Source organism: Hymenobacter norwichensis DSM 15439 (assembly GCF_000420705.1).
GTDB lineage: Bacteria > Bacteroidota > Bacteroidia > Cytophagales > Hymenobacteraceae > Hymenobacter > Hymenobacter norwichensis.
The window spans coordinates 516,004-542,523 of sequence record NZ_ATVL01000010.1 but is presented as its reverse complement, the minus strand read 5'-3'; the positions used below and the strand labels follow the sequence as shown (position 1 = coordinate 542,523).

At 53.0% G+C, this 26,520-nt stretch carries 21 protein-coding genes; 12 read left to right on the top strand and 9 right to left on the bottom strand.

The genetic code is table 11. The annotated features are described in order from the left end of the window. Nucleotides 1-47 precede the first annotated feature (47 nt). A complete protein-coding gene (locus G536_RS0120390) occupies nt 48-854 on the bottom strand; it encodes a tryptophan-rich sensory protein (RefSeq protein WP_169515132.1) in 807 nt (268 codons plus the stop codon). A 206-nt stretch (nt 855-1,060) separates the two neighbouring features. On the opposite strand from G536_RS0120390, the gene G536_RS0120385 reads away from it, so the two are divergent. After that, nucleotides 1,061-3,544, top strand: coding sequence for a TonB-dependent receptor (locus tag G536_RS0120385; protein ID WP_022825458.1), 2,484 nt, complete (start codon nt 1,061-1,063; stop codon nt 3,542-3,544). A 107-nt stretch (nt 3,545-3,651) separates the two neighbouring features. Further along, a complete protein-coding gene (locus G536_RS0120380) occupies nt 3,652-4,800 on the top strand; it encodes a PepSY-associated TM helix domain-containing protein (protein ID WP_022825457.1) in 1,149 nt (382 codons plus the stop codon). A gap of 77 nt (nt 4,801-4,877) precedes the next feature. Here the strand turns inward: G536_RS0120380 and uvrA are convergent, their stop codons facing one another. Then, nucleotides 4,878-7,715: an excinuclease ABC subunit UvrA gene (uvrA, locus tag G536_RS0120375; protein WP_022825456.1), complete on the bottom strand. Its 2,838-nt coding sequence runs from the start codon at nt 7,713-7,715 to the stop codon at nt 4,878-4,880. Between the two features lie 395 nt (nt 7,716-8,110). On the opposite strand from uvrA, the gene G536_RS0120370 reads away from it, so the two are divergent. Then, a complete protein-coding gene (locus tag G536_RS0120370) occupies nt 8,111-8,989 on the top strand; it encodes a glycosyltransferase family 8 protein (RefSeq protein WP_026880427.1) in 879 nt (292 codons plus the stop codon). 21 nt (nt 8,990-9,010) lie between these two features. Here the strand turns inward: G536_RS0120370 and G536_RS0120365 are convergent, their stop codons facing one another. Then, entirely contained in the window at nt 9,011-9,700 is a 690-nt protein-coding gene (locus G536_RS0120365) for an SGNH/GDSL hydrolase family protein (RefSeq protein WP_033370650.1), read from the bottom strand. Between the two features lie 297 nt (nt 9,701-9,997). Here G536_RS0120365 and G536_RS0120360 point away from each other — a divergent pair, with 297 nt between their 5' ends. Next, the gene (locus G536_RS0120360; RefSeq protein ID WP_084708727.1) at nt 9,998-11,479 is read left to right on the top strand and encodes an alpha/beta hydrolase family protein; all 1,482 of its coding nucleotides are present in this window, start codon (nt 9,998-10,000) and stop codon (nt 11,477-11,479) included. Between the two features lie 297 nt (nt 11,480-11,776). On the opposite strand, the gene G536_RS0120355 is transcribed toward G536_RS0120360, so the two are convergent. Beyond that, the gene (locus G536_RS0120355; RefSeq protein WP_022825452.1) at nt 11,777-13,060 is read right to left on the bottom strand and encodes an MFS transporter; all 1,284 of its coding nucleotides are present in this window, start codon (nt 13,058-13,060) and stop codon (nt 11,777-11,779) included. Between the two features lie 524 nt (nt 13,061-13,584). Here G536_RS0120355 and G536_RS0120345 point away from each other — a divergent pair. The 3 genes from G536_RS0120345 to nth all read left to right on the top strand — a co-directional run bounded on the left by G536_RS0120345 (nt 13,585) and on the right by nth (nt 15,259). Then, nucleotides 13,585-14,220: an RNA polymerase sigma factor gene (locus G536_RS0120345; RefSeq protein ID WP_022825451.1), complete on the top strand. Its 636-nt coding sequence runs from the start codon at nt 13,585-13,587 to the stop codon at nt 14,218-14,220. Next, nucleotides 14,159-14,389 carry an anti-sigma factor gene (locus G536_RS0120340; protein WP_026880424.1) on the top strand — a complete coding sequence of 77 codons (231 nt, stop codon included), beginning with the start codon at nt 14,159-14,161 and terminating at the stop codon, nt 14,387-14,389. Before G536_RS0120345 ends, G536_RS0120340 begins: the two co-directional genes overlap by 62 nt. A 150-nt stretch (nt 14,390-14,539) precedes the next feature. Beyond that, complete coding sequence (gene nth / locus G536_RS29105) at nt 14,540-15,259, top strand: endonuclease III (RefSeq protein WP_022825449.1); 720 nt, start codon at nt 14,540-14,542, stop codon at nt 15,257-15,259. A 25-nt stretch (nt 15,260-15,284) separates the two neighbouring features. Here the strand turns inward: nth and G536_RS0120330 are convergent, their stop codons facing one another. Both G536_RS0120330 and gldB read right to left on the bottom strand, forming a co-directional pair. Next, nucleotides 15,285-16,484, bottom strand: coding sequence for a glycosyltransferase family 4 protein (locus G536_RS0120330; RefSeq protein ID WP_026880423.1), 1,200 nt, complete (start codon nt 16,482-16,484; stop codon nt 15,285-15,287). Nucleotides 16,485-16,555: 71 nt separating this feature from the next. Continuing rightward, nucleotides 16,556-17,572 (bottom strand): gliding motility lipoprotein GldB, encoded by a 1,017-nt coding sequence (gene gldB, locus G536_RS0120325; protein WP_071837775.1) that lies wholly within the window; start codon nt 17,570-17,572, stop codon nt 16,556-16,558. Between the two features lie 108 nt (nt 17,573-17,680). On the opposite strand from gldB, the gene G536_RS0120320 reads away from it, so the two are divergent. Next, a complete protein-coding gene (locus G536_RS0120320) occupies nt 17,681-18,352 on the top strand; it encodes a porin family protein (RefSeq protein WP_022825446.1) in 672 nt (223 codons plus the stop codon). 95 nt (nt 18,353-18,447) lie between these two features. Here the strand turns inward: G536_RS0120320 and G536_RS0120315 are convergent, their stop codons facing one another. The 3 genes from G536_RS0120315 to G536_RS0120300 form a co-directional block, all read right to left on the bottom strand. Further along, on the bottom strand, nt 18,448-20,055 hold the full coding sequence (locus G536_RS0120315) for an Rne/Rng family ribonuclease (protein WP_022825445.1): 1,608 nt from the start codon (nt 20,053-20,055) through the stop codon (nt 18,448-18,450). A 427-nt stretch (nt 20,056-20,482) separates the two neighbouring features. Beyond that, entirely contained in the window at nt 20,483-21,376 is an 894-nt protein-coding gene (locus G536_RS0120310; protein ID WP_022825444.1) for a tetratricopeptide repeat protein, read from the bottom strand. 75 nt (nt 21,377-21,451) lie between these two features. Beyond that, a complete protein-coding gene (locus G536_RS0120300; RefSeq protein ID WP_022825443.1) occupies nt 21,452-21,757 on the bottom strand; it encodes an HU family DNA-binding protein in 306 nt (101 codons plus the stop codon). Between the two features lie 246 nt (nt 21,758-22,003). Between G536_RS0120300 and mutY the strand changes: the two genes are divergently transcribed. From mutY to recG, 4 genes are all read left to right on the top strand, one after another. Further along, a complete protein-coding gene (gene mutY, locus G536_RS0120295; RefSeq protein WP_022825442.1) occupies nt 22,004-23,044 on the top strand; it encodes an A/G-specific adenine glycosylase in 1,041 nt (346 codons plus the stop codon). Between the two features lie 86 nt (nt 23,045-23,130). After that, complete coding sequence (locus tag G536_RS0120290) at nt 23,131-23,565, top strand: single-stranded DNA-binding protein (RefSeq protein WP_022825441.1); 435 nt, start codon at nt 23,131-23,133, stop codon at nt 23,563-23,565. Between the two features lie 161 nt (nt 23,566-23,726). Next, on the top strand, nt 23,727-24,320 hold the full coding sequence (gene gldD / locus G536_RS0120285) for a gliding motility lipoprotein GldD (RefSeq protein ID WP_022825440.1): 594 nt from the start codon (nt 23,727-23,729) through the stop codon (nt 24,318-24,320). 97 nt (nt 24,321-24,417) lie between these two features. Next, complete coding sequence (gene recG, locus G536_RS0120280) at nt 24,418-26,517, top strand: ATP-dependent DNA helicase RecG (RefSeq protein WP_022825439.1); 2,100 nt, start codon at nt 24,418-24,420, stop codon at nt 26,515-26,517. Nucleotides 26,518-26,520 lie beyond the last annotated feature (3 nt).

Genomic DNA, 26,520 nt, shown 5'->3' with positions numbered 1-26,520 from the left:
GTGCGGAGTTGAGGTGAAGAAGATAGGTGCGCAAGGTACGTCACAAATCAGACGTCCGCCATGCGCCGCCCCCAGCCTGAAGCCAGCACCACGCCGCCCAACGCCACTACCCCGGCTCCTATTAAGGCTGCCCAGCCCAACTCTGGATACGCGCCGCGCTGCGCCACCCAAATAGCCACCAGCGCCCAGGAGACCACCAACGGAAACACCATCTCGTGAAATTCGCGGCTCACCAGCAGCCCTAGCCCTACCACCACCGCCAGTAATAGCAGCGCCAGCAACACCGACACGTTGAGGGCCGGCTCCCAACCCAGCCGTTGCAGCCCGATAATACAGTTGATAACCGTGGCCACCGAAATCCAGCCCAGGTACAAGGCAAACGGCGCACTAGTCCAGCGCGGGGCAGCCCCGGCCAGCACCAGCCGCCGCGCCCGGCCGTAGGTAATTGCAAGCGCCCCCAAAATCACAAACATAGTTAGCAAGCTGAGCAACAGCCGCTCGTAGGCAAACAGCACCACCCACAGCGCGGTGGCTATGCTAGCCAGCGTTAAGGGCTGGGCTATGGCATCGGGCAGTGGGTTAGCGCGTTGCGTGGGCAGTAGCTGCCACACGGCATACACGGTCAGGGCCAGAAAAATCAGGCCCCAGATGGAGAAAGCATAGCCGGCCGGCGTGAGCAACGTGGGGTATTTGGCCGATACAGTACCCATGCTCTGCCCATTGAAGGGGAAGGCATTGGAGTAGTAATTCAACACAATATTACCGATAACCGATAGTGCTGCTAGCCAGCGCCAAACGCGGCTTTGTGAAGATGACAAAGCTGGAGTATCGGAATCAGGAGAATGGGTAAGCATGGTATCCATAGCTAGGCAGTAGGCAGAGTGAAAGAGCAAGTACGCATCTAACCGCAGGATGTTAAAGAAGTAGAGTGCTTATTTTCAAGCAAATAGTTCTGCTTACAAGCCCGCTATTTGAAATACTTCTAAACATTATTTGTAAGGATTCTAAATAATAAACTTTTCTGAGCGAATTTTGCAGCATCAACCTACTGCAAAACTCTATGTACGCTTTTGTTACTCGCCTGCTGCGGCAGCCGTTTACTGCTCTGCTCTTTTTACTTCTTGTTGCGGCTACTGTGCCAGCGTATGCCCAGCGCGGCATTGTGCAGGGCCACATCACCACGCCCAATGGGCAGCCGGCCGTGGGCGTTTCGGTAGGCGTGCAAGGCACCACCCGGGGCGCTACTACCAACAATACCGGCGACTACCGCATTACGGGGCTGAACCCAGGCACATACGCCCTGGGCGTACGCCTGCTGGGGTATAGCACTCAGGAGCGGCCCGTGCAAGTGGAAGCCGGCCAAACCAGCACCCAGGATTTTCAACTGGTGGCCAGCACCGAGCAGCTAAATGAAGTGGTAGTGCAAGGTGCCCAGACAAACAAGTTTGTGCGCAAAGAATCGGAATATGTGGGCAAGATGCCGCTCAAGAACCTAGAAAACCCACAAGTATATGCCACGGTGGGCAAGGAGCTCCTGACCGAGCAGTTGGTATTCACGGTAGACGACGCCACCCGCAACGTGCCGGGCCTCCAGAAAATGTGGGATGCCACCGGCCGCGGCGGCGACGGTGGGGCTTTCTATGCTTCGCGGGGCTTCGTGCTGTCGAGCCAGTTGCGTAACGGCGTGGCCGGCAACATAACCAGCGACATTGATGCGGTGAACCTGGAGAAGCTGGAAGTGATTAAAGGCCCCTCCGCTACCCTATTTGGTAGTTCTCTAACGTCGTATGGTGGTTTGCTAAACCGCGTAACCAAGAAGCCTCTCGACACCTTTCAGGGCGAAGCCACAGTGGCCGCTGGCAGCTACGGCTTTCACCGTGTGAGTGCCGATGTAAACCTGGTAGACATTAACACGCCCACCAGTGAGCCCAAAACCCTAGCCTTCCGCCTGAACACGGCTTACACTTACGAAGACAACTTCCAAAGTGCGGGCTACACCGGTTTCAATAAGAACCTGGCCGTGGCTCCCAGCCTGCAATGGCGCCCCAACGAGCGGCTGACCGTCAACGTTGATGCCGAAATCTACAAAGGCTCAGGCGTAGGTAAGCAGCTTATCTTCTTCTACTTCCCGTCGTCAGCACTGGGCTTCGACCGGGCCGATAAGGCGCCGTTGGACTACCGCCAGTCGTACATGGGGCCGGGCTTGGTCCAGGACTCGCGCAGCACCAACCTGTTCGGGCAGGTGCAGTACCGGATTTCGCCCAACTTCACCTCCACCACCTTACTGACCTCCAGCCACAGCTTCTCCAACGGTGCCGGCCCCTACTTCTACCTGAACCCGGCTGCTACTGCTGGTGGAGCGGTAACCCTGTCGCGCGCCGACCAATCAACCCAGAACAGCCAGCGGCAGATCTGGGAGGCGCAACAACTGTTCAACGGCGACTTCAACATAGGCAATCTGCGCAACCGTGTGGTGCTGGGCCTGGACTTCCTGCGGATTGATGCGGACGTGAACTTCCTGGGCGGCAACTTCGATGCAGTGCCCGTGGTGAACGTGCCGGGCTACAACTACCGTACTTTCAATGGTACGACTCTGGCGGCTCTTTACGCTACCACGCCACCGCCGCACTACTTGGTAACCACCAAGTCGAACACCTACAGCGCCTTCATTTCGGATGTGCTGAACCTGACCGACAACCTGAGCGTGCTGGCCGCCTTGCGCCTCGACCACTTCGACAACAAAGGCGGTATTTCTTACAGCCCCAACATGGCGTACTCGCAGACGTCGTTGTCGCCCAAATTCGGGCTGGTATATCAGCCAGTGAAAGACCGGGTGGCTTTGTTTGCCAACTACCAGAACAGCTTCAAGAACCCCACCGATGGCACGTACATCGACGTGAACCGCCAGCCTCGGACTTCAAAAATCGAGCAAGCCAACCAGTGGGAAGGCGGCGTGAAGCTTGACGCGGCCGATGGCCGGGTAAGTGCTACAGTAAGCTACTACGACATTCAAGTGCAGGACCTGTTGCGCTCTACGCCGATACCGGAAAGCACTACGGGGGCCAACGACGGTATTCCGAACGCGCAAACCCAGAACGGCACGCAGCTAAGCCGCGGCGTGGAATTGAACCTGACGGCTAACCCTGTAACGGGCCTAAACCTAGTGGCTGGCTTTGCCTACAACCACTCAGAGTGGAAGAATTCCAATGAATTTGAAAACGGCCGTCGGCCGAACACGGCTTCTTCGCCTTACCTGGCCAACGCTTGGGTGAGCTACCGCCAGCCGACGGGCACTTTGAGCGGCCTGGGCGCCGGCTTCGGTGGCAACTACGCCAGCGACAACCGCGTGCAGAACACAACCCTCACCGTATTTACTCTGCCTAGCTACACGGTGCTCAACGCCAGCGTATTCTACGACCAGCCTAAGTACCGCCTCTCGGCCAAAGTAGACAACCTCACCGACCAGAAATACTGGGTAGGCTACACCACCATGAGCCCGCAAAAGTTGCGCAGCATCATTGGCAGTGTGAGCTACAAGTTCTAACACCTTTATGTAGGTGAGCCAGAAGTCTGTGGCGGAGCGGTGAACGGCTTGCCACGGACTTTTGGTTTACTGGATTAACCGCGTGTCCTCGCTCAACTTCTTTCCCTATGACTTTCAAACAAGCCGTCGGCAAAGTGCACCTCTGGCTCGGGCTGGCTTCCGGGCTGGTGGTGTTTATTGTGAGTGTTACGGGTGCTATTTTCACCTTTCAGGATGATATCCGGGACCTGACCGAACCGTGGCGCAAGGTGGAAGCGCAGGCCACCGCGCCGGTGCTACCCTCCCGCTTGCAAGCCGCCGCGCTGGCTTCCCACCCAGGCGTGGGCGCCGAAACCTCCTGGGTGACCTACTTTGCCCCCGACCGTTCGGCTACCGTGTTTTTCATTGATAAGGCTGGCCTGCCCATTCAGGTGTACCTAAACCCGTACACAGGCCAAGTATTGAAAGAGCAGAACCTACGCACGCACTTCTTCACCATCATCCAGGAAATCCACATGCATCTGCTGCTGCCCGAGTCAGTGGCAAAATGGGTGGTGGGCATCAGCATTTCCATCTTCGTGGTGATGATGATTACCGGCCTAGTGCTGTGGTGGCCGAAACGTAAGCAGGAGCGCAAGCAACGCTTCACTATCAAGTGGGGAGCCCGCTGGCGCCGCGTCAACTACGATTTGCACAATGTGCTGGGCTTCTACGCGGCCAGTATTGGGCTGGTGCTGGCGCTATCGGGCTTGTTCATGATTTACCCTTGGATGCTGAAGTCGATTGTGTACGTGGTGGATGGCGGCAAGCCGGCGCCGCAGGAACTCATGGAAACCAAGCTCGACACGCTGCAAACCGTAACGGCCGCCACCCAGCCCCTCCCCGACATCGTGTACCGCAACGTGCGCCGCCTGTCGCCTGCCAACGAAATGGTGCTGATCGGCCCCAGCGGCACGGGCAAAGACCCCGCCTATTGCTGGACCTACCAGAAGGCGCTGCACTACTACCACCGCGACGAATACGCCTTCCACCCCGTTTCGGGCCAGTTGTTGGAAACTCGTTTTCACGCCACCAAAAGCACCGGCACCAAGTTCTCCGACATGAACTACGACCTGCACACCGGCCAGATTTTGGGCTTCGGCGGCAAGATTGTGGCCTTCCTGGGTAGCTTAATTTCAGCCAGCTTGCCGGTCACCGGCACCATCATCTGGTGGGGCCGCCGCAACAAAACCAAGCGTCCGAAACGAGTTGTAGCGGCGCAGGCAGTCACCGCTTAACGTGTGCACTAAACACCAAAAACAAACGGCCTGACTACACGAGTAGTCAGGCCGTTTGTTTTTGGTCGTAGGTCAAGCTACAGCTTCTCCGCCAGGAAACGTGCCGTATGGTTGGTGTCTTTGAGCTTCACCATATCCTCGGGGGTACCTTCGAACAGCAGGTGGCCGCCGTTGATGCCGCCTTCCGGACCAAGGTCAATCACCCAGTCGGCGCACTTGATGATATCCATATTGTGCTCGATGATGAGCACCGAGTTGCCTTGCTCCACCAGCGCGTTCAGGGCCGTCATCAGCTTATTGATATCGTGGAAGTGCAGACCGGTGCTGGGCTCATCGAAGATGAACAGAATCTTGTCGTTTTGCAGCGTATTGCCTTTGGTCAGGAATGAGGCCAGCTTCACGCGCTGGGCTTCCCCGCCGCTGAGCGTATTCGCCGACTGGCCCAACCGGATGTAGCCCAGCCCTACGTCTTCGAGCGGCTTGAGGCGCTCCGCTATTTTAGACTGGTCTTTGAAGAAGACGATGCTATCCTCGATGGTCATTTCCAGCACCTCGTTGATGGCCTTGTCCTGGAACTTCACGTCCAGAATATCCTGCTTGAACTTACGGCCCTCACAGGCTTCGCAGGTCAGGTAGATATCGGCCATGAACTGCATTTCAATCTTCACCTGGCCTTCGCCCTGGCACACCTCGCAACGCCCCCCATCAATGTTGAACGAGAAGTGCGACGGTTTGAAGCCGCGGGCTTTGGCCAATGGCTGATCAGCAAATAGGCTCCGGATGGCGTCGTAGGCTTTCACGTAGGTCACCGGGTTGGAGCGGCTGCTCTTGCCGATGGGGTTCTGATCCACGAATTCCACGTGCGTCACCTGCCCGTTCACGCCCGTCAGCCGGTCGAACTTGCCCGATGCCTCGCCCGCGCCGCCACCGAGTTGCTTAAGCAGCGCCGGCGCCAGTATCCGCCGAATCAGGGTGGATTTGCCGGAACCCGACACGCCCGTTACCACCGTCATTACGTTCAGCGGAAACTTCACCGATACGTTTTTGAGGTTGTTTTCGCGGGCGCCAGTTAGCTCCAGCGCATTGCGCCAGGGGCGGCGCGTGGTGGGCACGGCCACTTCGCGCCGCCCGCTCAGGTAGTCGCCGGTGTAGGTGTTGGTGTCTTGTAGCAGCTCGTCGTAGGTGCCTTGGAACATCAAGTTGCCGCCGCCGCTACCGGCTTCCGGTCCGATGTCCAGAATCTGGTCGGCTACTTCCATCATCTTTTCCTCGTGCTCCACCACAATTACGGTGTTGCCGAGCTGCTGCAAGGAGCGCAACACACCAATCAGCTGCTCGGCGTCCTTGGGGTGCAGGCCAATGCTAGGCTCATCGAGAATGTACATAGAGCCCACCAGCGCCGAACCCAACGAGGTAGCCAACGAAATCCGCTGGCTTTCCCCGCCCGAAAGCGTGCTGCTCAGCCGGTTCAGCGTGAGGTAGCCCAGGCCCACCCGGTTCAGGTATTCCAGCCGGTTGGTGATTTCCGTAACCAACCGCTCGGCCACCTTGGCGTCGTGCTGGTCGAGGTCCATGTTCTGGAAGAACTCCAGCGCCCGGCTTACCGGCAGCAATACCAAGTCGGTAATACTCTGGCCGCTGATTTTCACGTATTGGGCGTCTTTGCGCAGGCGGGTGCCGCGGCAGTCGGGGCAGGTGGTGCGGCCCCGGTAGCGGCTTTGCAGCACGCGGTACTGGATTTTGTGCGTTTGGGTGGCTACCCACTTGAAGTAGTCGTCGAGGCCGTCGAAGTATTTGTTGCCTTTCCAGAGCAAGGTACGCTCGGCTTCACTCAGCTCGTTGTAGGGCCGGTGAATTGGGAAGTCGAAGCGGATGCCGTTCTTGAGCAGCGGTTTCAGCCACTCGCTCTGCTTGTCGGTGCGCCAGGGGGCAATGGCGCCCTCGTACACCGTCATGCTCTTGTCAGGAATCACCAGGTCCTCATCAATACCCAGCACCGACCCGAACCCTTCGCAGGTCTGGCAGGCGCCGTAGGGGTTGTTGAAGGAGAAGAAGTTCACGCTGGGCTCCTCGAACACCACACCGTCTAGCTCGAACCGGTCGGAAAAGGTGCGAGTTTCGTCGTCCATACGCGCAATGCAAGTCCCGTGGCCCTCGAAAAACGCGGTCTGCACCGAGTCGGCGAGGCGGAACATGAGGTCCTCGTCGCCGGGGTGAATCACGGCGCGGTCTATCATCACGAATACGTCGCCTTGCACTTCGGGCTGGCCCTCGGCAATCAGCTCTTCAATGAAAGCCGTTGCCTCGTTTACTACTACCCGGCTGTAGCCTTTTTGGAGCAGCAGATCCAATTCCTTGCTCATCGGGCGGCCATCGTCGGAGCGCAGCAGTGGGGCCAGCAGCATCACGCGGGTATCACCGGGCAGCTGCATGAGGTAGTCCACCACGTCGGCCACGTTGTCTTTGCGCACCTGCTCGCCGCTCACCGGCGAATACGTGCGGCCCACCCGCGCAAACAGCAGCTTTAGGTAGTCGTAGATTTCGGTGCTGGTGCCAACGGTGGAGCGGTTGTTCTTGATGCTCACCTTCTGCTCGATGGCAATGGCTGGCGAGATACCCCGGATATAGTCCACGTCGGGCTTGTCCATGCGGCCCAGGAACTGGCGGGCGTAACTGCTGAGGCTTTCCACGTACATCCGCTGCCCCTCAGCGTACAGCGTGTCAAACGCCAACGACGACTTGCCCGAGCCCGACAGGCCCGTAACAACGATGAATTTATTGCGCGGCAGCGCGACACTAAGGTTCTTAAGGTTGTGGACCCGGGCGTTTTTGATCAAGATAAACTCACGCGGATCGAGTTGGTCAATTGGGTCGGCCGCCGGAGCGGTCATTTGCAAAGCGGAATTGTCGGCCATAGGTCGGTAAACAACGACGGCCGGGGGTTTGGTTTCCGGCAGCTATAGTTTGAGCCAGCAAAGGTAGCGCGGAGGTAGTTGCATCTGGTGTCTACGCATAACTACCTTCTATCAATTGGTGCTGCCTTCATGTACAAGTCTATAGTTTAACAAGGCTTACCCAGAGCTATCCACTTACGCCTGTAAGTGGAATATAATACACTCCCCATCTATCAAATCGTAATCAGAATGACGCTGAAAATATCAGCTTAGCTTTTTATAAATATCGAATTATAGTTAAACTTTGCTTATACGTTCTACTTTGCACTTTGATAGCAGAGCGTTAATCATACAACAGCAACTTTAATGCTGTATTTCGAGCAGTTAATTTTCGCTAAGAACACCTAGTAATTACAATGAATATTGTTTTTTGTATAAACAGATTAGGATTGGAGGGATTGGGTGCAACAGTCACTTCCTTAATTAGGAACTGCTCTGATACGTCGATGATTAAGCTGTGTTTTTTCTGTTCAAATATTACGTTATTAGACAAAAAAAATATCAAACTACTCCTAACTAAAGAATCATTCAGAGGCAAAACTGAGTTTATTGATCTGAATATTGAAAAGCAATTTGGCCATTTAGCTTCTCTACATGGAGACTGGACTGCCTATGGAAGATTATTGATTCCCGAAATTATCAAAGATGAATTTGCCCTATACCTTGATGCGGATCTAGTAATAGAATTAGACATCTTAAGTTTACCTATGACTAAAGGGAAAAATATTATATCAGCTGTGCACGAAGGGCCAGTTCAGCAGGCACTCGACAATCAACTATTCATAGAAAAGCTCAATTGGGAACCGCTGACACCCTATTTCAACTCAGGCGTACTACTTTTCAACAATGAGCAATGGAGAGAGACGAAAGCCAGCACAAAAATCAAAGAAATAGCCGAAGCTTATCCAGCCCATCTTATATCTCACGATCAAACTCTACTAAACGCTTTATGCTTAGGTAATTTCAACCAACTACCTAAGGAATTTAACACTTCATGGCCTCCAGACAAAAAAACATCAAGTAATTACAACCAGCGCATTATTCATTTCATAGGCTCGCCTAAGCCTTGGGATATATCTGGCAAATTAATTCACAATAATTATACTATTTGGGCACAATACAACACTTCATTCTGGAACAACAATTATGGAAAAATTACTACAGAAAAGTTAGTTAGAACATGGCGAATAAGAAATAGCATCTTTAAAAATATTAAGCACAAGCTATTTAATTAGTTGCAATAAGGTAATATCGCTTTATTTCAGTAAAGTTGGCGTTAGCACCCGCGTCCAGATTTCGTAGCCGGTGCGGGTCATGTGCAAGCCGTCTTCCCGGTATAGCTCAGGGTGGGGCTTGCCATCAGGGCCAAGTAGAGGCGTTGCCACATCCACAAAGCGTAGCTGTTTGGGGTGAGCCTGAATATACTTCTGAATTAGTTTGTTGGCTTCCTGCATCTTTGGGTAGAGAGCCCACCGGGCTATACTGGGCTTGATGGCCAGAAACACCAACTGCGTACGAGGCAATTTGCGGCGCATCAGCTCTGCAAACACCTGAAACGATTGATATACCTCCTGCGGCGTGGCTCCGGCTCCGATATCGTTGTCGCCCTCATAGAGTACCACCTGGCGGGGCTTATAGGCAACTACTAGCTTATCGAAAAGCTGAATTGCATCAGGAAAACGGGAGCCGCCAAAACCCCGGTTGACTACTGGCCGTCCCGGAAAGTCGGTAGCCAGCGTTTGCCACATGCGCACTGAGGAACTGCCGTAGAATAGAATGGGAGCTTTTGGCGGCTTATTGAGGCTATCCTCCCGAGCAAAGTCTCGCAATTCCATTGCCCATTGGCCTGAAGTTGGTTTATTGGCTGTCTGAGCAAAACTGGCTACGGTAGATACAACCAGCATCAGGCAAGCAAGGATGCGGAACAGAAGGATACGCTTACGCATGCTAGTAGGTGAAAACAAAGGAAAATAGATGAACATTAAAAGCGCCTGTAAATAGGTAGCCCAATTAGCAAGCTACATACTACTGCTTTACTAGGGCCTACGTGCATTTTAAAGTTACGCGGAAAATGAAGCTCGGAATGTGGCACCTAGCTACAGGTATTGCGGAAATCCGTTATCGGTGAATTGAACGTTAGCTATCTATTATAAAAATACTCAGTCCTTTACTGAAGTAATTTTAGTAATTTTCACCCCCGTTAGCGCTTCAAAAGCCCATATAGGCGTTTTATATTTCATTTTATGAAGAAAACTTTATACGCTTTCTTTCTATTCTGGCTTCTCTTAATAGCCACTATTAGTACGGCTGCTGATTCTCCTATTCTTAATGGACAATGGCGAGGCCCCTTGAAAGTACCCGGCGGCACTTTAGAGCTTATTATTACTATCGTACCGCTCACCAATGGAGGCTATTATGCCGCCCTTGATGTGCCACAGCAGCGTATCTACCGCATGCCGGTGGAAGTGACGCTAAAAGGCAGCGACCTTACCTTACAAATCGAGCAGGCGGGGAGCAGTTTTGTGGGTAAAGTGACAAGCAACGGCGCCATTCTAAGCGGCAACTGGAAACAGCCAGGGCTGTCGGGGCCGTTGCAAATGCAGCGTGCCACTTCAGCGGCTACGGCGGCCGGAAAAGTTCGCCTCACCCCACCCTACCGCGAAGACGACATTAATTTCACCAACCCCTTCTCTAAGCTACGGATGGCAGGTACCTTAACCGTACCCGCTGGTACAGGACCGTTTCCGGCCGTAGTGCTCGTTTCGGATTCTGGCCCGCAGGACCGTGACTCTGGCGAACAGGAATACCGCATGTTCAGCATTTTAGCCGACTATCTTACTCGCCGGGGCGTGGCGGTACTGCGCTTCGACGACCGAGGCGTGGGTAAGTCGCAAGGCAGCTACTTTAATACCACTACCATGGATGTGGTAAGTGATGCACAAGCAGCTATGAGCTTTCTACGGAGCCGTGACATGATTAATCCTGAGCAAATTGGCATTATAGGCCACGGCGAAGGAGCCAACGTAGCCCTGCTGGCGGCCGCCGATGCGAGTCCGGCCAAACCGGCTTTTATAGTATCAATGGGGGGCTACGGACTACCGGGCCGGCACGTACTTGTGCAGCAGCAATTGGAAATCATGCGCCTTATTGGGGCTAGTCCTGCGCAAGTGAAAGCAGCTTTGGCATTGCACGTCGAAATGATTGATATCATTCGGCAGACGCCTAACGATGCACAGGCACGCGGCAAGGTGGCAGGCACGCTACGCAACAGTAATACTGACCTCGACCCACACATGGCCCGCGCCCGCGCCATCCAGCTTACGTCGCCTTGGTCGCGCTATTTTATCGACTTTGAGCCGGCCCGCCAGTTGGGAGCAGTGAAGTGCCCAGTGTTGGCTATCAATGGCACCAACGATTTGCAAGTGGAAGCTAATGGCAACTTAAGCATGCTACGCCGAGGCCTGCGCAATAGCCGAGATGTTAAAACCAAGAAATTATTGGGAGTTAACCATTGGTTGCAGCCCAAACGCGAAGAGTGGGCCATTGTAAACGGAGAGCAGCAGCCTACCTTTTCACCAGTAGCCCTAGAAACCATCCGCGAATGGATTGCCGCCCGTACCACGCTACCTAGCCCAGTTCCTGTAGCAGAAAAACGTAAGGAACCAGCTAAAGCCAGCAAAGTAAGCCGCAGTAGCAGTTCTGCTGCCCCACGTGCTAGCCGCTAATCACATCGATCAGGCGTACTTCATAGTATCTATTCCTTTAAATCAACTAGCGCGTAGTCGGAGCCTCTGTTCTCAACCACACGCTAGTTGGTTTAAAGGAGTAAGCAACTGCCATAGACAGCATTTTAAATCAAAGAACACAGAAAAGGTTGGCTACTGTGATTAGGCAAACAAAAGTTATGAGCACAGTTATCCACATTAATGTGGATAACTGTGCTCATAATCAGTCCTAGACAGTCCAATCAGGTTGCTAAACTACTTGGAGCCCCTGAAGCCGTTAATTCATTGCAAATGCAATTATTTGTCGGCAGGCTCGGGAGTTAGGTCTAGTTTCCGCAGCTTATCAGCGCGCCACGCGGTAACGGCCACCACCAGAATAGTCATAGTGCCACCAAATACCACCGACTGGACAGTGCCGAGCCACTTTGCCATTGCGCCCGACTCAAAGGCCCCTATTTCGTTGGATGACCCAATAAAGATGTTGTTAACTGCTGATACCCGGCCTTTCATATACTCTGGGGTGTACGTGTGGATAAGCGTGGAACGGACGATAACCGACACCGAATCGAAAACACCAGTCATAAACAGTAGAAACAACGACAGCACGAAGCTGCTCGACAGCGCGAACAGAATAGTAGCCACTCCGAAGCCAGCTACGGCCCACAGCAACTTACGGCCCGCGTATCGCCGGAGCGGAAAATAAGTTAGGAAGGTGGCCATCAGGACGGATCCTACTGCTGGTGCGGCCTCCAGTGGCCCCAGCCCCTCCACTCCTACTTTCAATACCTCCACCGCAAAAACGGGCAGCATAGCCACGGCCCCACCAAAAAGCACCGCAAACATATCCAGCGATAATGCTGCTAGAACCAACTGGTTGCTGAATATAAACCGAAGTCCTTCCCAGATATTTTGACTGATACTGCCTCTCTCACCCTGTACCTCCGGCAAAGGCCTCGATTCAATAGCTATAAACTGTAACAAACCCAACCCAAGCAAAACGGTAGCTACCGTATAGGAATTAGCCACTCCTACATGCTTCACGAGGTAGGCCCCGATAACAGGCCCAACAACCGACGCCGCTTGATAGGTGGTACTGTTCCAGGTTACTGCATTGTCGAGATAATCACGCGTGGGCAGCAGTTGCGGCATGAAGGAGAACTGAGCAGGCCCGAGAAACCCGCGGGCAATACCACTAACGAATATCACCGCGTACAGCGGCAATGTATACAACGAGTCTTTCGCCAGCAGCGCCAGCCCTAGTGGTGAGGAAAACCCCCATAATACAGCCGCGCACAGCAGCAGCACCGTTACGGCCGACACGATAATATTCTTGCGGCGTACCGAATCCGCAACGTGGCCCGCGTAGAGCGACACTCCAATACTAGGTATGGCTTCTGCTAGCCCAATAAAGCCTAGTGCCAGCGGGTCATTCGTGAGTCGATAGATTTGCCAGCTCACCACCAAGCCTTGCACCCGAGTGGCAAGCGTCAAACAAACTCGGGCCGAGATATAGCGCCGAAAATCGGGCAGGCGCAAAGCGGCGTAAGGGTCATGGCGCCCTGCGCCAGGGGTAGTAGGCATAACGGCAGGAATGCGCGAACGAAGAGAAAGCGCCAAAGGTAGGTCCACCTATTCGAACACCATACTGCCGAGTCGCAAATCATAATTAGCGTGCTACTATATATCAAGCTTTAACCAGCGCCCTACGCAGGGTTCAATCATACAAGCATTACGGCTAAAAAAAGGCCTGCTCGCCGCACAGTGCGCTAGTATGGCTTATATAGCCGAAAGTCAAAGCAAGTACCTGAATTTTGTGGTACTAGCCATGGGCACTGAAACCGTAATTTTTTAAGCCATAGTATCAACAGCTTACCAGAAAAGCAGAGCTTTTTGCAACACAATATCCCTCATTGACAATACTATATACAAAAGTTTCCTAATGCTGAAAAATATTTTCACTTCAGACCTTTCAGGCATTGTGTTTGCCCCGGCAGTTCTCTACATTTGAAAACAGGAGAAATCTTCATCCTGCGCTCATTAATTAAAATTCACCGGCAGCTGCACAATATGGTTTAAAGCTCTACGTTCCCTTATTCGTAGCTTTTATGGAAACCCTGCAGCCGAGCGACTCCGCTCTGATTTCACTTTATATTGCCGGCAAAGAAGAAGCCTTCGCGCAGTTGCTCGAACGTCATAAAGCCCGTGTCTTCACCACTATCATGTTGATTGTGCGTGACGAAGACGTGGCCGACGACTTGTTGCAGGATACTTTCATCAAGGCTATTCACACCATGAAGAGTGGCCGTTACAACGAAGAGGGAAAATTCTCTTCTTGGATCTGCCGCATTGCCCACAATCTGGCCATTGATTTTTTCCGTCGCGAGAAGCGCAGTCCGCTGCTCAACCTTGACACGACGAGCCATACGTTCAACTCTCTCTCGCATGCCGAGGAAGGGGTGGAATCGGCTCTGACCCGGGAAGAAACCTATACCCAGCTTCGTGAATTGATTCAGGACCTACCTGCGGCCCAAAAGGAAGTGCTTATTATGCGTCATTATGGCGACATGAGCTTCCAGGAAATTGCCGACGCGACGGGGGTTAGCATCAATACTGCGCTGGGGAGGATGCGTTATGCGCTAATCAACCTTCGGAAGAAGATGGCCGTACAACCAATTCCCTATGATCAAAACCTTACCCAACGAGAACCTGCTCCGGTACGTGTACAACGAATTGCCAGCTGAAGAGCAGCAGGAAGTAGAACAAGCTTTGGTGCACGACCCCGAGTTGGCCACCGCTTGCGCCGATTTGCTATTGGCTCAGCGCAGTCTAGACGCACTAGCATGTGGCCCCAGCAAACGGAGCACCGACGCTATTCTGCAATATTCGCGCACGTTCCTGCGCTCGGCTTAGGGAAACAGCTTATATCATTCTGCCAGCCTACGGCAAAGCTTACCATCTGGTAACTTTGTCGTAGGCTGGCTTTTTCTGTTGTTTGCCGTATTGCGCTGCTGGCCGCTACTTGCGGCGGCTATTCCGCTACTGTGTTACCTAGTTTCTCTTATGCGCATCACCGAGCGTTTCCGTCATTTTCTCGACTATTTCACTACCAACTTTCCACAGCCCGAAACGGAGCTGCACTACGCCAATCCGTACGAGCTAATTGTGGCGGTAGTGCTAAGCGCGCAGTGCACCGACAAACGGGTGAATATGGTGATGCCAGCTCTAATCGAGCAGTTCCCAACGCCGGCCCACCTAGCGGCAGCTACCGCTGAAGATGTTTTCCCATTCATCCGCAGCATTTCATACCCCAACAACAAAGCCAAGCATTTGGCTGGGCTAGGCCGTATGCTGACCGAGAACTTCGGCGGCGAAGTGCCCAGCAGCATTGAAGAATTACAGCAACTGCCGGGAGTGGGTCGCAAAACTGCCAACGTAGTGGTGTCGGTTATCTACAACCAGCCCGCCATGGCCGTCGACACACACGTTTTTCGGGTGTCGCACCGGCTGGGGCTAGTACCGCGCACTGCTACTACTCCACTTGCCGTTGAAAAAGCACTTGTGAAGTACATCCCGGAAGAGTTGATTCCGAAGGCACACCATTGGCTGATTTTGCACGGCCGTTATATTTGCGTTGCTCGTCAACCCAAATGCAGCATATGCCCACTAAGTAGCTGGTGCAAATACTACGAACAGAATGAATTGGCAGTGGCAAAGGCTGGTAGAATATCAACATTTCCTGCTGAATCTAAGCAAAATACGGATCCACTTAGTACAACGTAGTACATAAGTAGTTCTTGGCAGTACATCATCCAGCTGCTTTCTCCAAAACATCTTGCACAACCCCAGCCAACTGCTGTCGATTGAAAGAAGCGTTGGCTACTTTGCGTCCGAATTCACCAGCCATTTTCATCATTGCAGGGTTTGCGAACAGATTGCCAAGTAGAGCCGATAAACCCTTGGCATCAGTAGCAGGCGAGTACCAGCCACAGCCATTAGTTTCCACCAAATCCCGTGTCCAGCCGGAATTAGTAACTATCACAGGGGTACCTACTGCTAGACTGTCGTATAGCTTGGCTGGCGAGTTGGCGTCTAGTATTGGCAGCCCCAGGAATGATACCACCGATACATCAGCCAGCCGAAACCAGGTAAATACAACATGGCGCGGTTGCGGTGGTACCACCCGAATGAATGCGTAGCGGGCAGCGGCCTGCCGTAACAGTTCCTCGTCGAATCCATGCCCCATAAAAAGCCACGTCACATCCGGGCAGGTGGGGGCTAACTGCACGGCGGCGTCCACCAGCAATTGCACATTGTTGGCGCGGCCGAAAGTACCAGCGTACAGCACCACCCGCTGACCTTGTAGCTGCAAGGCCAGCCGCAAAGCCGCTGCTGCTTCATCGGTAGCACGAGCAGCTAACTCCAGGTCGGTACCATTGAGAACCGTGGTGAGCTTATCTGCGGGTACCCCAAGTTCACGCACGTAGCTCGTCATATCGGGCGAGAGAGGCAAAATGTGGCGCGCCGATTGATAGAGGCTTTTTTCCAATGCAAATAGCCTACGCTGTGCCCACTGATTTGGCACCGCGCCCATGGCAATGGGAAAAGATGGCCACAAATCCTGTACTTCAAACACCCACTGCACCTGGCGCCAGCGTGCTACCTGGGCAGCGGCCCAGGCCGCCGTCAGGGGCGTACTAATACCCCAGATAACATCAGGTTTATCGATCCGTAGCCCTTCTCGCACAGCATATGCCGCGTATTGCCCAAAGGCCACACCGCGCCGCAACACTCCCATCTGGTTCTGGTAAGGCACCTGAGCTGCCCGTAATTCCACCCCCTCTGGTACCCAAGGAAATTCCTCCGTGAGTCGTTGCTTCTCCCAAGTACGCGTAGTAATGAGCGTAACGCGGTGCGTACGGGCAATATGCGCCAACAGCGTATAGTGCCTACTAGTAGCCGCACAGTCGGGGTTGGTGTGATACTGACTGAAAACGGCAATGTGCACGCTGTAACGTTTATGAATTACTAAATATCAGAACGTTGGCTGCTGCCCATCCTAAATTCAAGGTAAACTTTCTACTTCTCGGCGCGGCGTGGCTTGGGACGGTAGCGCGAGTCGGTGAGAATGTGCTGGGCGTTTTTGTCGGCCATAAGTTGAGCCAGCGTTACGTTGGGGTGGGTGCTCATATACTTGCGCACAATTTGCCAGCCCACCCACGCTCCTACCCTACCGGGGCAAGTCTTATCGATTTCCGGGATGTTGGGCCGCTCGCCTACGTATTTCTGGATGGTGAACGGCGCTGTATTGTAGATGAGCTTCTTTTCCAGAAAGTGCGCCCAAATCTTCCCTTCGTTGAAGTTAATACCAGCCAGTTCTTTGTTGGTGTACCCAATCAGCAACGAATCAGGCGTGCAGGGCAGTACCCGCTCGGCAAAGTAGAGCGACTTGCCGAACTGTACCATGTCGGCTAGCATGGTTTGGTTGGTCAATTCCTTTTTGTTGTACTTGCTGCTGATAGCTAGCGCGGCAGTAGGCAGCACGTACTCGGGCTGGTAGCGGCGCAGAATGTAGTCGGGCACATTGGGCCGGTACTTGGCGTTGGGTCCCACAAAGAAGTCTAGCCCCAGTACCATTAAGCTGTCATTCACAAACATATCCTGGCTCAAGCCCGTCACAAATGTTTTAACGGGTGGTACTGGGAAGTCGGCAAAATTATAGCGGATATGCTGGAACATACGCTGCAAATCGCCTTTCATTTTCTCTGAGTCTTGAAACGTGCTATCCGTCTGCCGACCTAGCTGCTGCAAACCCACGTTGGTTGCCAAGCGCGTTAGCGTACCGGCCAGCACCTCATCGGTTGGAAACTGGCGACGCTGCAAAAACTGGTTGGCGAATAATGGGTGTTCTGCCAGAAAGCGTTTAGCATCAGCGGTATTCTTAATTTGAAAGAAAGGCTTTTCCAGACGTTCCAACTCCACTGGTGCTTTTACGTTAGCTACTGCCGGATCTAGCTCGCACTTGTCTTGGCTACGGTTGCAGCTAGCAAACAGGGCCAAGGAAGCACCTAACAGAACACCGAGGACATGACGCATATAAGTAGGAATGTGGAGCACGCTTCTATCTTTAAGGCGAAAATAGCCTAAAACCACTCGCCGATAGGGCTAGCATTGATAAGTACTTCAGTTTATTGAAATTCTGCCATGAAAAAAATAGTCCTAGTCCTGCTAACCGTTGCTGCTTCGGCAGGAACCGCTTCCGCGCAGGTTGAAATTGGAGTAAAGCTCTCTCCCTCTCTAACTAATCTACGGGCAGAGTCGCCTTCTTCGCTCAGCTTCCAGAACGAAAAAAGCAAGCTGACTATTGGCGGTGGCCTTATAGTGGATTATTTTTTCGGGCAGAACTATGCTTTCAGCACTGGCATCCAGTTGGTAGGCAAAGGTGGCACTATTAGCTACCTGGACCCAATCAACGCCCGGCGCTACGAGCAGAAAATAGGCATGCAGTATCTGGAGGTGCCGGTTTCGGTGAAGCTATTCACCAACGACATCACCACCGATACCAAACTGTATTTCCAGCTAGGTGGAACGCTAGGTGGAGCCATTGCGGCCCGGGTCGACGGCAACAAGCGTTACATCAGCCCCACAACCGGCGACGAAACCAAAGCCCTAGACCACATTATTACGCCGGAAATAGCTGCCCTGCTCGGTTTTGGGGTAGAATACCAACTTGGGCAGAGCACCAAAGTACTAGCTGGCCTTAGCTACCACCGCGGCCTACTAAACGTGGATAAATACTTCGAAGACGCCCGGAAGTTTTCTGATGTCAGCCTAAAAAATAGCGAATTCGCGCTGGATTTGGGCCTCAAGTTCTAGCCGAAATCATCCGTTTTGCTCAGGAAAAAGCCCGTGTCACTTCGAGTGGCACGGGCTTTTCTTCTGTCAGGAGGAGTCGTCGCAGAACGTTTCCGTTAGTCAGTTATTTCCAATTCGCGGTCTTGCAAACGGGCCATAGCAGCAGCAGCAGAGTGCAGCTCTATTTCCTCACCTTGCTCATCTTCGATACGGTAATCAGTGAGGCCCAGACTGGTATCCTTTACCACCTTGATCCACTTGTAGTATTTCAAATACCATTTCATCTGCTTGGATACCAAGCCTTTCGTGTAATACGCATGCAGGAAGGGATGCACGTAGAGCGTAATACCCGATTGGTTTTGAGTGACCAGCAAATCTTCAATGCTGTTGTCGATTTCGTCGGTAACCTGAATGGAAGCCGAAATCTTACCGGTACCGCCACAGGTTGGGCATACTTCTCCGGTGATAATATTTTCAGCAGGTCGTACGCGCTGCCGCGTGATTTGTAGCAGCCCGAACTTGGTGATGGGCAAGATGGTATACCGCGCTTTATCCAGCTTCATGATGCTGTGTACAGCATCTTCTACCTTCTTACGGCTCTCTGCCGACTTCATATCAATGAAATCGACAACGATAATGCCACCCATATCACGCAGCCGAAGCTGACGCGCTACCTCCTTGGCAGCCAGCATGTTCACCATCAAAGCCGTGGCTTCTTGGTCACTTTCCTGGTTGCTTTTGTTGCCGGAGTTTACGTCTATAACGTGTAGCGCTTCCGTGTGCTCAATCACTAAATAGCCACCGCCAGGCACTGTTACTGTTTTGCCAAACAGCGTTTTCAGCTGCTTTTCAATCCCAAGGTGCTCAAACACTTTCACCTTGCCAGTGTAGTGCTTCAGCAGCCCGATTTTGTCTGGCGCAATCTGTTCCAGATACCCGCGCATCTCCTCAAAACGGGCCGTCGTATCCACCGTAATGGCATCAAACGACTCGTTTAGCATGTCGCGCAACATAGAACTGGTGCGTCCTAGCTCACCGAGCACCTTATCGTTTGGCTTGGCCGAACGCAACGCCGTGAAGAGTTGCTCCCACTTGCTGGTCATGCTTTGCATGTCACGGTCTAGCTCTGCTACTTCGCGGCCTTCCGCTACCGTGCGGATGATGACCCCAAAATTGTCGGGCTTAATGGAAGCAATCAGCCGTTTTAACCGCTCCCGCTCCGTCTTGCTCACGATTTTCTTCGAGACGCTGATGGTGTTTGAGAACGGTACTAACACCAAATAGCGCCCCGCCATGGAAATGTCGGTGGATAGGCGTGGCCCTTTGGTGGAAATTGGCTCTTTTACAATCTGAACCAGTATTTGCTGGCCCTTCTTCAATATATCGGCAGCTTTGCCCACCTTGTCCAGCGGCCCTTCCAGACCGAAGTTTTTCAGTGCGCCTACCTGAGTTTTCTGCGACTGTACGCCTCGCACCCACTTGATGAGCGAAGGAAATTGCTCGCCCAAGTCGCCGTAGTGCAGAAACGCATCCTTTTCGTACCCGATGTCAATGAACGCTGCGTTCAGACCGGGCATAACTTTCTTGACCGTGCCCAGGAAGATGTCGCCCACCGAATAATTGGTGTCGTTGCGGTCGAAATGATATTCGATGAGCCGCTTGTCCTGGAGCAGGGCAATCCGTTCTCCTTCCTGAGTAGAATTAATGATTAATTCGTTACTCAATGGATAGTGTTGTTAGGTATCCGTGATGGATGGCCTGCAGCCTCCGAAACCGGCAAAGGGAAGCCGGTGCACGTAGCACCGGCTTCCCTTGCAAACCTCGGGGAAAGCGAAAAAACAGCCACTCTCGGGGATACAAAATGAGAGATAGACGGATGGCCTTTCTCGCAAGAAAAGCCCCGCCAGCAAACCCCGAAAGGCTTACTTCTTCTTGTGACGGTTCTTGCGCAGACGCTTTTTCCGCTTGTGAGTGGCAATCTTATGACGCTTTCTTTTTTTACCGCAGGGCATGTTGTGATGGGTTAGATGGTTGACTTATTAACTATTTCTCGCTGATTGCGGATTGTTAGCGGTTGATAGTTGGTTGATGATTTTGCAAAAACTCCTTCTCAACCCAACATTCAACTAGTAACAATCAGCCGCCAACTTTTCACTGAAGCTTCTGAAGCTGCTCGTCCACCGCGGCTGTGAGGCCAGGGTCCGTGCTCAGACTTTTTGCCTTTTCCAAGGCAGCCTTGGCATCAGCCTTAGCCCCCGTTTGGGCTAAGGCAACGCCAAGGTAAAACTGGCCGTTCACATTATCAGGATTGACTTTGGTCAGTTCCCGAAAACGCTCCACTGCCTTTTCATACTGATTGCTCTGCATTGAGAGAAGCCCCAAGTTGTAGATGGCTTTCTCGTTGCGGGGGTCAGCTACCAATACTTCGCGCAGCAATACTACGCCTTGCACCGGATTTTCGCTGGCCATAAAGGCCATACCAAGGTTAGTTTTAGCATCTAAGTTCTCAGGATTATTCTTCAGTACTTTTCCATAGAGTTCTTGACACTTGGCACCCAAGGCTTTCTGCCGTTCCTGCGTAGTAGCAAAGGTAAACGCATCGAAATAAGCATCGGCAGCACGCTTCCAGGTTTGCTCGCCTGGACGGGCTTGTGCTAACTGCTCTAGGAAGTAGCCCGCACTGTCGAATTTCTCAACTGCCTTGTATTTATCTGCCAATTCCGAAGCCACCCGTAGTTTGGCAATCGGGTCTTTCTCGGCGGTGTACTTGGCAGTGAGGGCGCTTATTTCTTGGCGCTGCTTAGGCGCAATGGCCATGTGCGGCTGCTCGGGTGTGGCGCCTGCTGGCTTACCACTTTCCACAGAAGCCGTGGATGGGGCTGCCGCTCCGTTGTCGCGGTTGGCTGTACGGGCAGCATCCTGTGCTAGCTCACCTTTGCCTTCTTTAGGCTTTACTATCACCTTCGGCAACAGGAATAACCCAATAACCAGCGTGAGAGCTACTGCTAGAAGGATAAGTTGATGCGAATGAGTGCGTTGAGCCATGGAGAAAAAGCAGGCCGCCGGATTTCCCGTTGAGGATACCCAGCGGCACGGCCGGCAATATTACGAAAATGAAGCTTAGGCGTTGGCCAGTGCTTTAATCTTCTTGCTGTTTTTGATCTTGCCGATGAAGGTTTTCGACGGCTTGAAGCTTGGAATGAAATGCTCGTCAATGATAATCGACGTGTTTTTCGAGATGTTGCGAGCGACTTTCTTCGCGCGTTTTTTGTTTACGAAGCTACCGAAGCCACGTACGTAGATATTGTTGCCCTCGGCCATCGAGTCTTTTACAACTTTAAAGAAGGCTTCTACGGTAGCCGAAACGTCAGCTTTCTCAATGCCAGTCTTGTCGGCAATTTCGGCGATTACTTCTGCTTTAGTCACGCTGGTAAGTGTACTATGGTGGGAAAAAAATGTCCTGGCTAAAAAGCCCAATCCCAAACGTAAGCCCTTGCCCGGTAGGCTGTTCGCTCGCGAATTGGGGCCACAAAGGTAGTTCCCTTTTTTGGTTTTGCAATAGTATTAGTTTCAATGAACTTTCACTCCTTGCTTGCGTCCAACTAATTCTTTCTCAAAACATTGACTTCCTCTTCTTCTATCGTTGCTCATCCATACTTTGCTAAGGCGCTCTTGGAATGGTACCCACGCCACCGCCGAGACCTGCCCTGGCGCCACACTCGCGACCCATATGCCATCTGGCTTTCCGAAGTTATCCTTCAGCAAACCCGCGTGAAGCAGGGGCTCCCTTATTACTTAACTTATATTAGCACATATCCGACGGTACAGGATTTAGCCGCGGCCCCTGAGGATGAAGTACTGCGGCATTGGCAGGGCTTGGGCTACTACAGCCGCGCCCGCAACATGCACCATACCGCGCAGCAAGTCGTGAGCGAGTATGATGGCCGCTTCCCGGAAACGTACGCTGAGCTATTAAAATTGCGGGGCGTAGGCCAGTACACTGCCGCTGCCATTGCGTCTTTCGCCTTCGACGAAAAGGTAGCTGTGTTGGATGGCAACGTGTTCCGGGTGCTGGCTCGGGTATTTGGGCTTGCGCAGGATATTGCTGCACCGGCCAGCCGACGGGTGTTTCAGGTGCTGGCTGACCAACTGATTCCGGCGGAAGCTCCGGCGGAGTTCAACCAGGCTATTATGGAGTTTGGGGCTATTCAGTGCACGCCGGTTAATCCGGACTGCTTGTTTTGCCCGCTGCAAACCCAGTGCTATGCTTTCCAGCACGGTATGGTGAACGAGTTGCCGGTTAAGAGCAAAGCCAAAGCGGCTCGCACACGCCACTTTCATTACTTAGTGCTGCGCCACGCCGATACAGTATATATGCGCAAGCGTGGGCCCAAAGACATTTGGGAAGGCCTGTATGACTTTGCACTGACGGAAAAGGATGTGGCCGACTTATCGGCAGTGGAGCTGTTGCAGGCTGTGGAGGCCCTGGGTGGTCAGTTGAGTACAAGCCGGGCGGAAGAGCCGGTACAAGCCATGCGCCATATACTGAGCCACCAAAAAGTAGAGGCGAAATTTCACCCGGTGTGGCTGCACGAACCGTTGTCGGCGGCGGCTCTGAAAACCTCTGGCTTGGCGGCCTTCACACTGCCCGAAACCAATGCGCTGCCGAAGCCCATTTTAATTGCTAATTATCTTGACAAATCTTGGAAATAAATACTAATTAATTTGGTATCCACAGCCGGATTTAATATCTTTAAACATAGATACAGATTCTTCAACTCTCTCTTTTATAACGAGTAATGGCAGGCATCAACAAAGTAATTCTGGTAGGCAACTTAGGCAAAGACCCAGAAGTACGCCACCTGGAAGGTGGAGCCAGCGTCGCGCATTTCACGCTGGCCACCAACGAATACTACAAAGACAAGCAAGGCAACCGCGTAGAGCGGACCGAATGGCACAACATTGCGGCGTGGCGAGGCCTGGCCGAAATGACCGAGAAATATTTGAAGAAAGGTCAGCAAGTGTACGTGGAAGGCAAAATCCGGACCCGGCAGTACCAGGACAAGGACAACCAGACCCGGTACATCACCGAAATCATAGCCGACGAAATTACTATGCTTGGTGGCCGTTCGAATGCCGGCAACGGGCAAAGTGCCGCTGCTACTGGCTCCACTGAAGCTGAGGCGCCCCAAACGTTTCGGCAGGAACCAGAGCTGGACCAGTTGCCTTTCTAACTTATTAATTTCGTTTCCTTTTAAAGCTCCGGCATTTGTCGGAGCTTTTTTGCGTTCAAACAAGCTATTCCACCTCGAAACTACCCCACGCTATAATCAATGCCCTTTGCCAATGGGTTGGGGTTTAACTTTACCTTTGAGTAACTCTTTTGCATTGCGCAATGCCTGCTTCCCGACTTCTGTTTGCCTCTCTGCTTTCGATTGTGTTGCTGCCGGCCTGTTCTTCGCCGGGCTCCGACGACTACACGCCTAAGCCCAAGGGCTATAACCGCATTGATTTGCCGCCGCACCGCTACCGACAGTTGGCAGCTGGCCACCCTTACACGTTCCAGTATTCGCGCTACGCCAAGGTATTGCGCGACTCGTCGTATCTGGCGCAACCGCACTGGATCAACGTGTATTACCCGAAGTTGAAGGCCAGCGTGCAAATCACATATTCCGATTTGAAAGGCAACCGACAGCTTTACAACAAGATGCTGGAAGATGCTCGCAAGCTCACCAGCAAGCACGAGGTAAAGGCCACAGGCATCGACGAGAACATCCTGCAAACGCCCAATGGTATGCGGGTGGCTATGTTTGAGTTGCAAGGCGAGGTGCCCAGCCAAATGCAATTCTACACCACCGACAGCACCAAGCACTTTTTCCGCGGCGCCTTATACTTCCGCACGGCTACAGCCAATGACTCACTGGCTCCGGTGATTGACTACGTTAAGAAGGACATTGTGCAGTTGCTGAACACGTTGAAGTATCAGTAGGCTTTGAGTTATCAGCTAATAGCTGTTGGCTGATAGCTTTTTTCGATTTAAACTTTATCAAGCTAACAGCTATCAGCCCATAGCTAACAGCTAATAAATGAGTAACTTCTTTCAAACCAAAATAGAATACTTGCGCGGCGTGGGTCTGCAACGGGCTCAGCTGCTGCAAAAAGAGCTGAACCTGTTCACTTACGGCGACCTAATTCAGCGCTACCCTTTCCGCTACCTCGACCGCACGCAGTTCTATAACATCTGCGACTTGCACGATGAATTACCGTTTGTGCAAGTCAAGGGCATTCTACGCAACCGCGAGGTGATAGGCGAAGGCCCCAAGAAGCGCATGGTGGCAAAAGTGGCCGATGCCAGCGGTGAGCTGGAATTGGTGTGGTTCAAGGGCGTGAACTACCTGGAAAAGGTCATTAAAAACCACCAGGAGTACATCGTCTTCGGCAAACCTACGATGTTCAACGGGCGGCCCCAGATGGCACACCCGGAAATGGAGGAAGTAACTGAGGCCAAAGTTGGCCAGAGCTACCTGCAACCCGTCTACAACACTTCTGAGAAGCTCAAGAACTACCACCGAGTAGATAGCAAGGCCATTGCGCGTATGGTGGCCGACTTGCTGAAACTGGCCCTGCCACACGTGCACGAAACGCTGTCGGCAGACCTGATTCGGCAGTATGGGCTGATGGACAAAGCTACAGCGCTTCAGCAGATTCACTTCCCGCAAAGCACCGATTTGCTACAAGCGGCTCGGTTTCGGTTGAAGTTTGAGGAGTTGTTCTATGTGCAGCTCAAGCTGCTGCGCCAGCGCGACCAGCGCAAAGTAGAGTTGGCTGGGCAGTTATTTAAGGAGGTGCCTACGCTGGTACACTTCTATAAGAATGTATTGCCCTTCGATTTGACCGGCGCCCAGAAACGGGTAATCCACGACATCTACAAGGATTTTTGCACTGGCAAGCAGATGAACCGCCTTTTGCAGGGCGACGTGGGCTCGGGCAAAACTATTGTGGCCTTCATTGCCATGCTCATGGCCGCCGACAACGGGGCGCAAAGCTGTTTGATGGCACCAACCGAAATCCTGGCCGACCAGCATTACATTGGGTTGAAGCAGTTTGCTGATTTACTGGGCATCAAAATTGGCAAGCTCACGGGAAGCACTCGCACCGCCGACCGGCGCGTGCTGCACGAGCAGTTGCGTTCTGGCGAAATGCACATGCTGGTGGGCACCCACGCCCTGCTCGAAGACGTGGTGCAGTTCCGCAACCTGGGCCTCACCATCATGGACGAGCAGCACCGCTTTGGGGTGGCGCAGCGCTCCAAGCTCTGGCAGAAAAACCCGCACATAATCCCGCACGTGTTGGTGATGACGGCCACGCCCATTCCACGAACCTTGGCCATGACGCTGTACGGCGACCTAGACGTATCGGTGATTGACGAGTTGCCAGCAGGCCGCAAACCCATCGTCACGGTGCACCGCTTCGATTCCAACCGACTCAAGGTATTCGGCTTCCTGCGCGACCAAATCAAGCTGGGCCGGCAGGTGTATATTGTCTATCCGCTGATTGAGGAGAGTGAGGCCATGGCCGACTACAAAGACCTCATGGACGGCTACGAAAGTATAGAGCGGGCCTTTCCAGAGTTTCAGATCAGCATTGTGCACGGACGCATGAGTGCAGCCGAAAAGGACAGCGAGATGCAGCGCTTTGTGAAGCGCGAAACTCATATTATGGTGGCTACTACCGTAATTGAGGTGGGCGTGAACGTGCCCAATGCGTCGGTGATGGTAATTGAAAGCACCGAGCGGTTCGGGTTGTCGCAGCTACACCAGCTCCGGGGCCGGGTGGGGCGAGGTGCCGACCAGAGCTATTGCATCCTGATGAGTGGTTACAAGCTGAGCAAGGATTCGCGCACCCGCATCGAGACGATGGTGCGCACCAACAACGGCTTCGAAATTGCCGACATCGACCTAAAGCTGCGTGGCCCCGGCGACCTGATGGGTACCCAACAAAGCGGCGTGCTGGACTTGCTGATTGCCGATTTGTCTAAGGACGCACGCATTCTGACAGAATCGAGGGCTGCGGCCCAACAGTTACTCAGCGAAGACCCTGGTCTCAACCTTCCCGAGAACGAAAATATTCGTCGTCATATTGAGAGTCTGCCAGCTACGGCCGTAAACTGGAGCCGAATTAGCTGACAA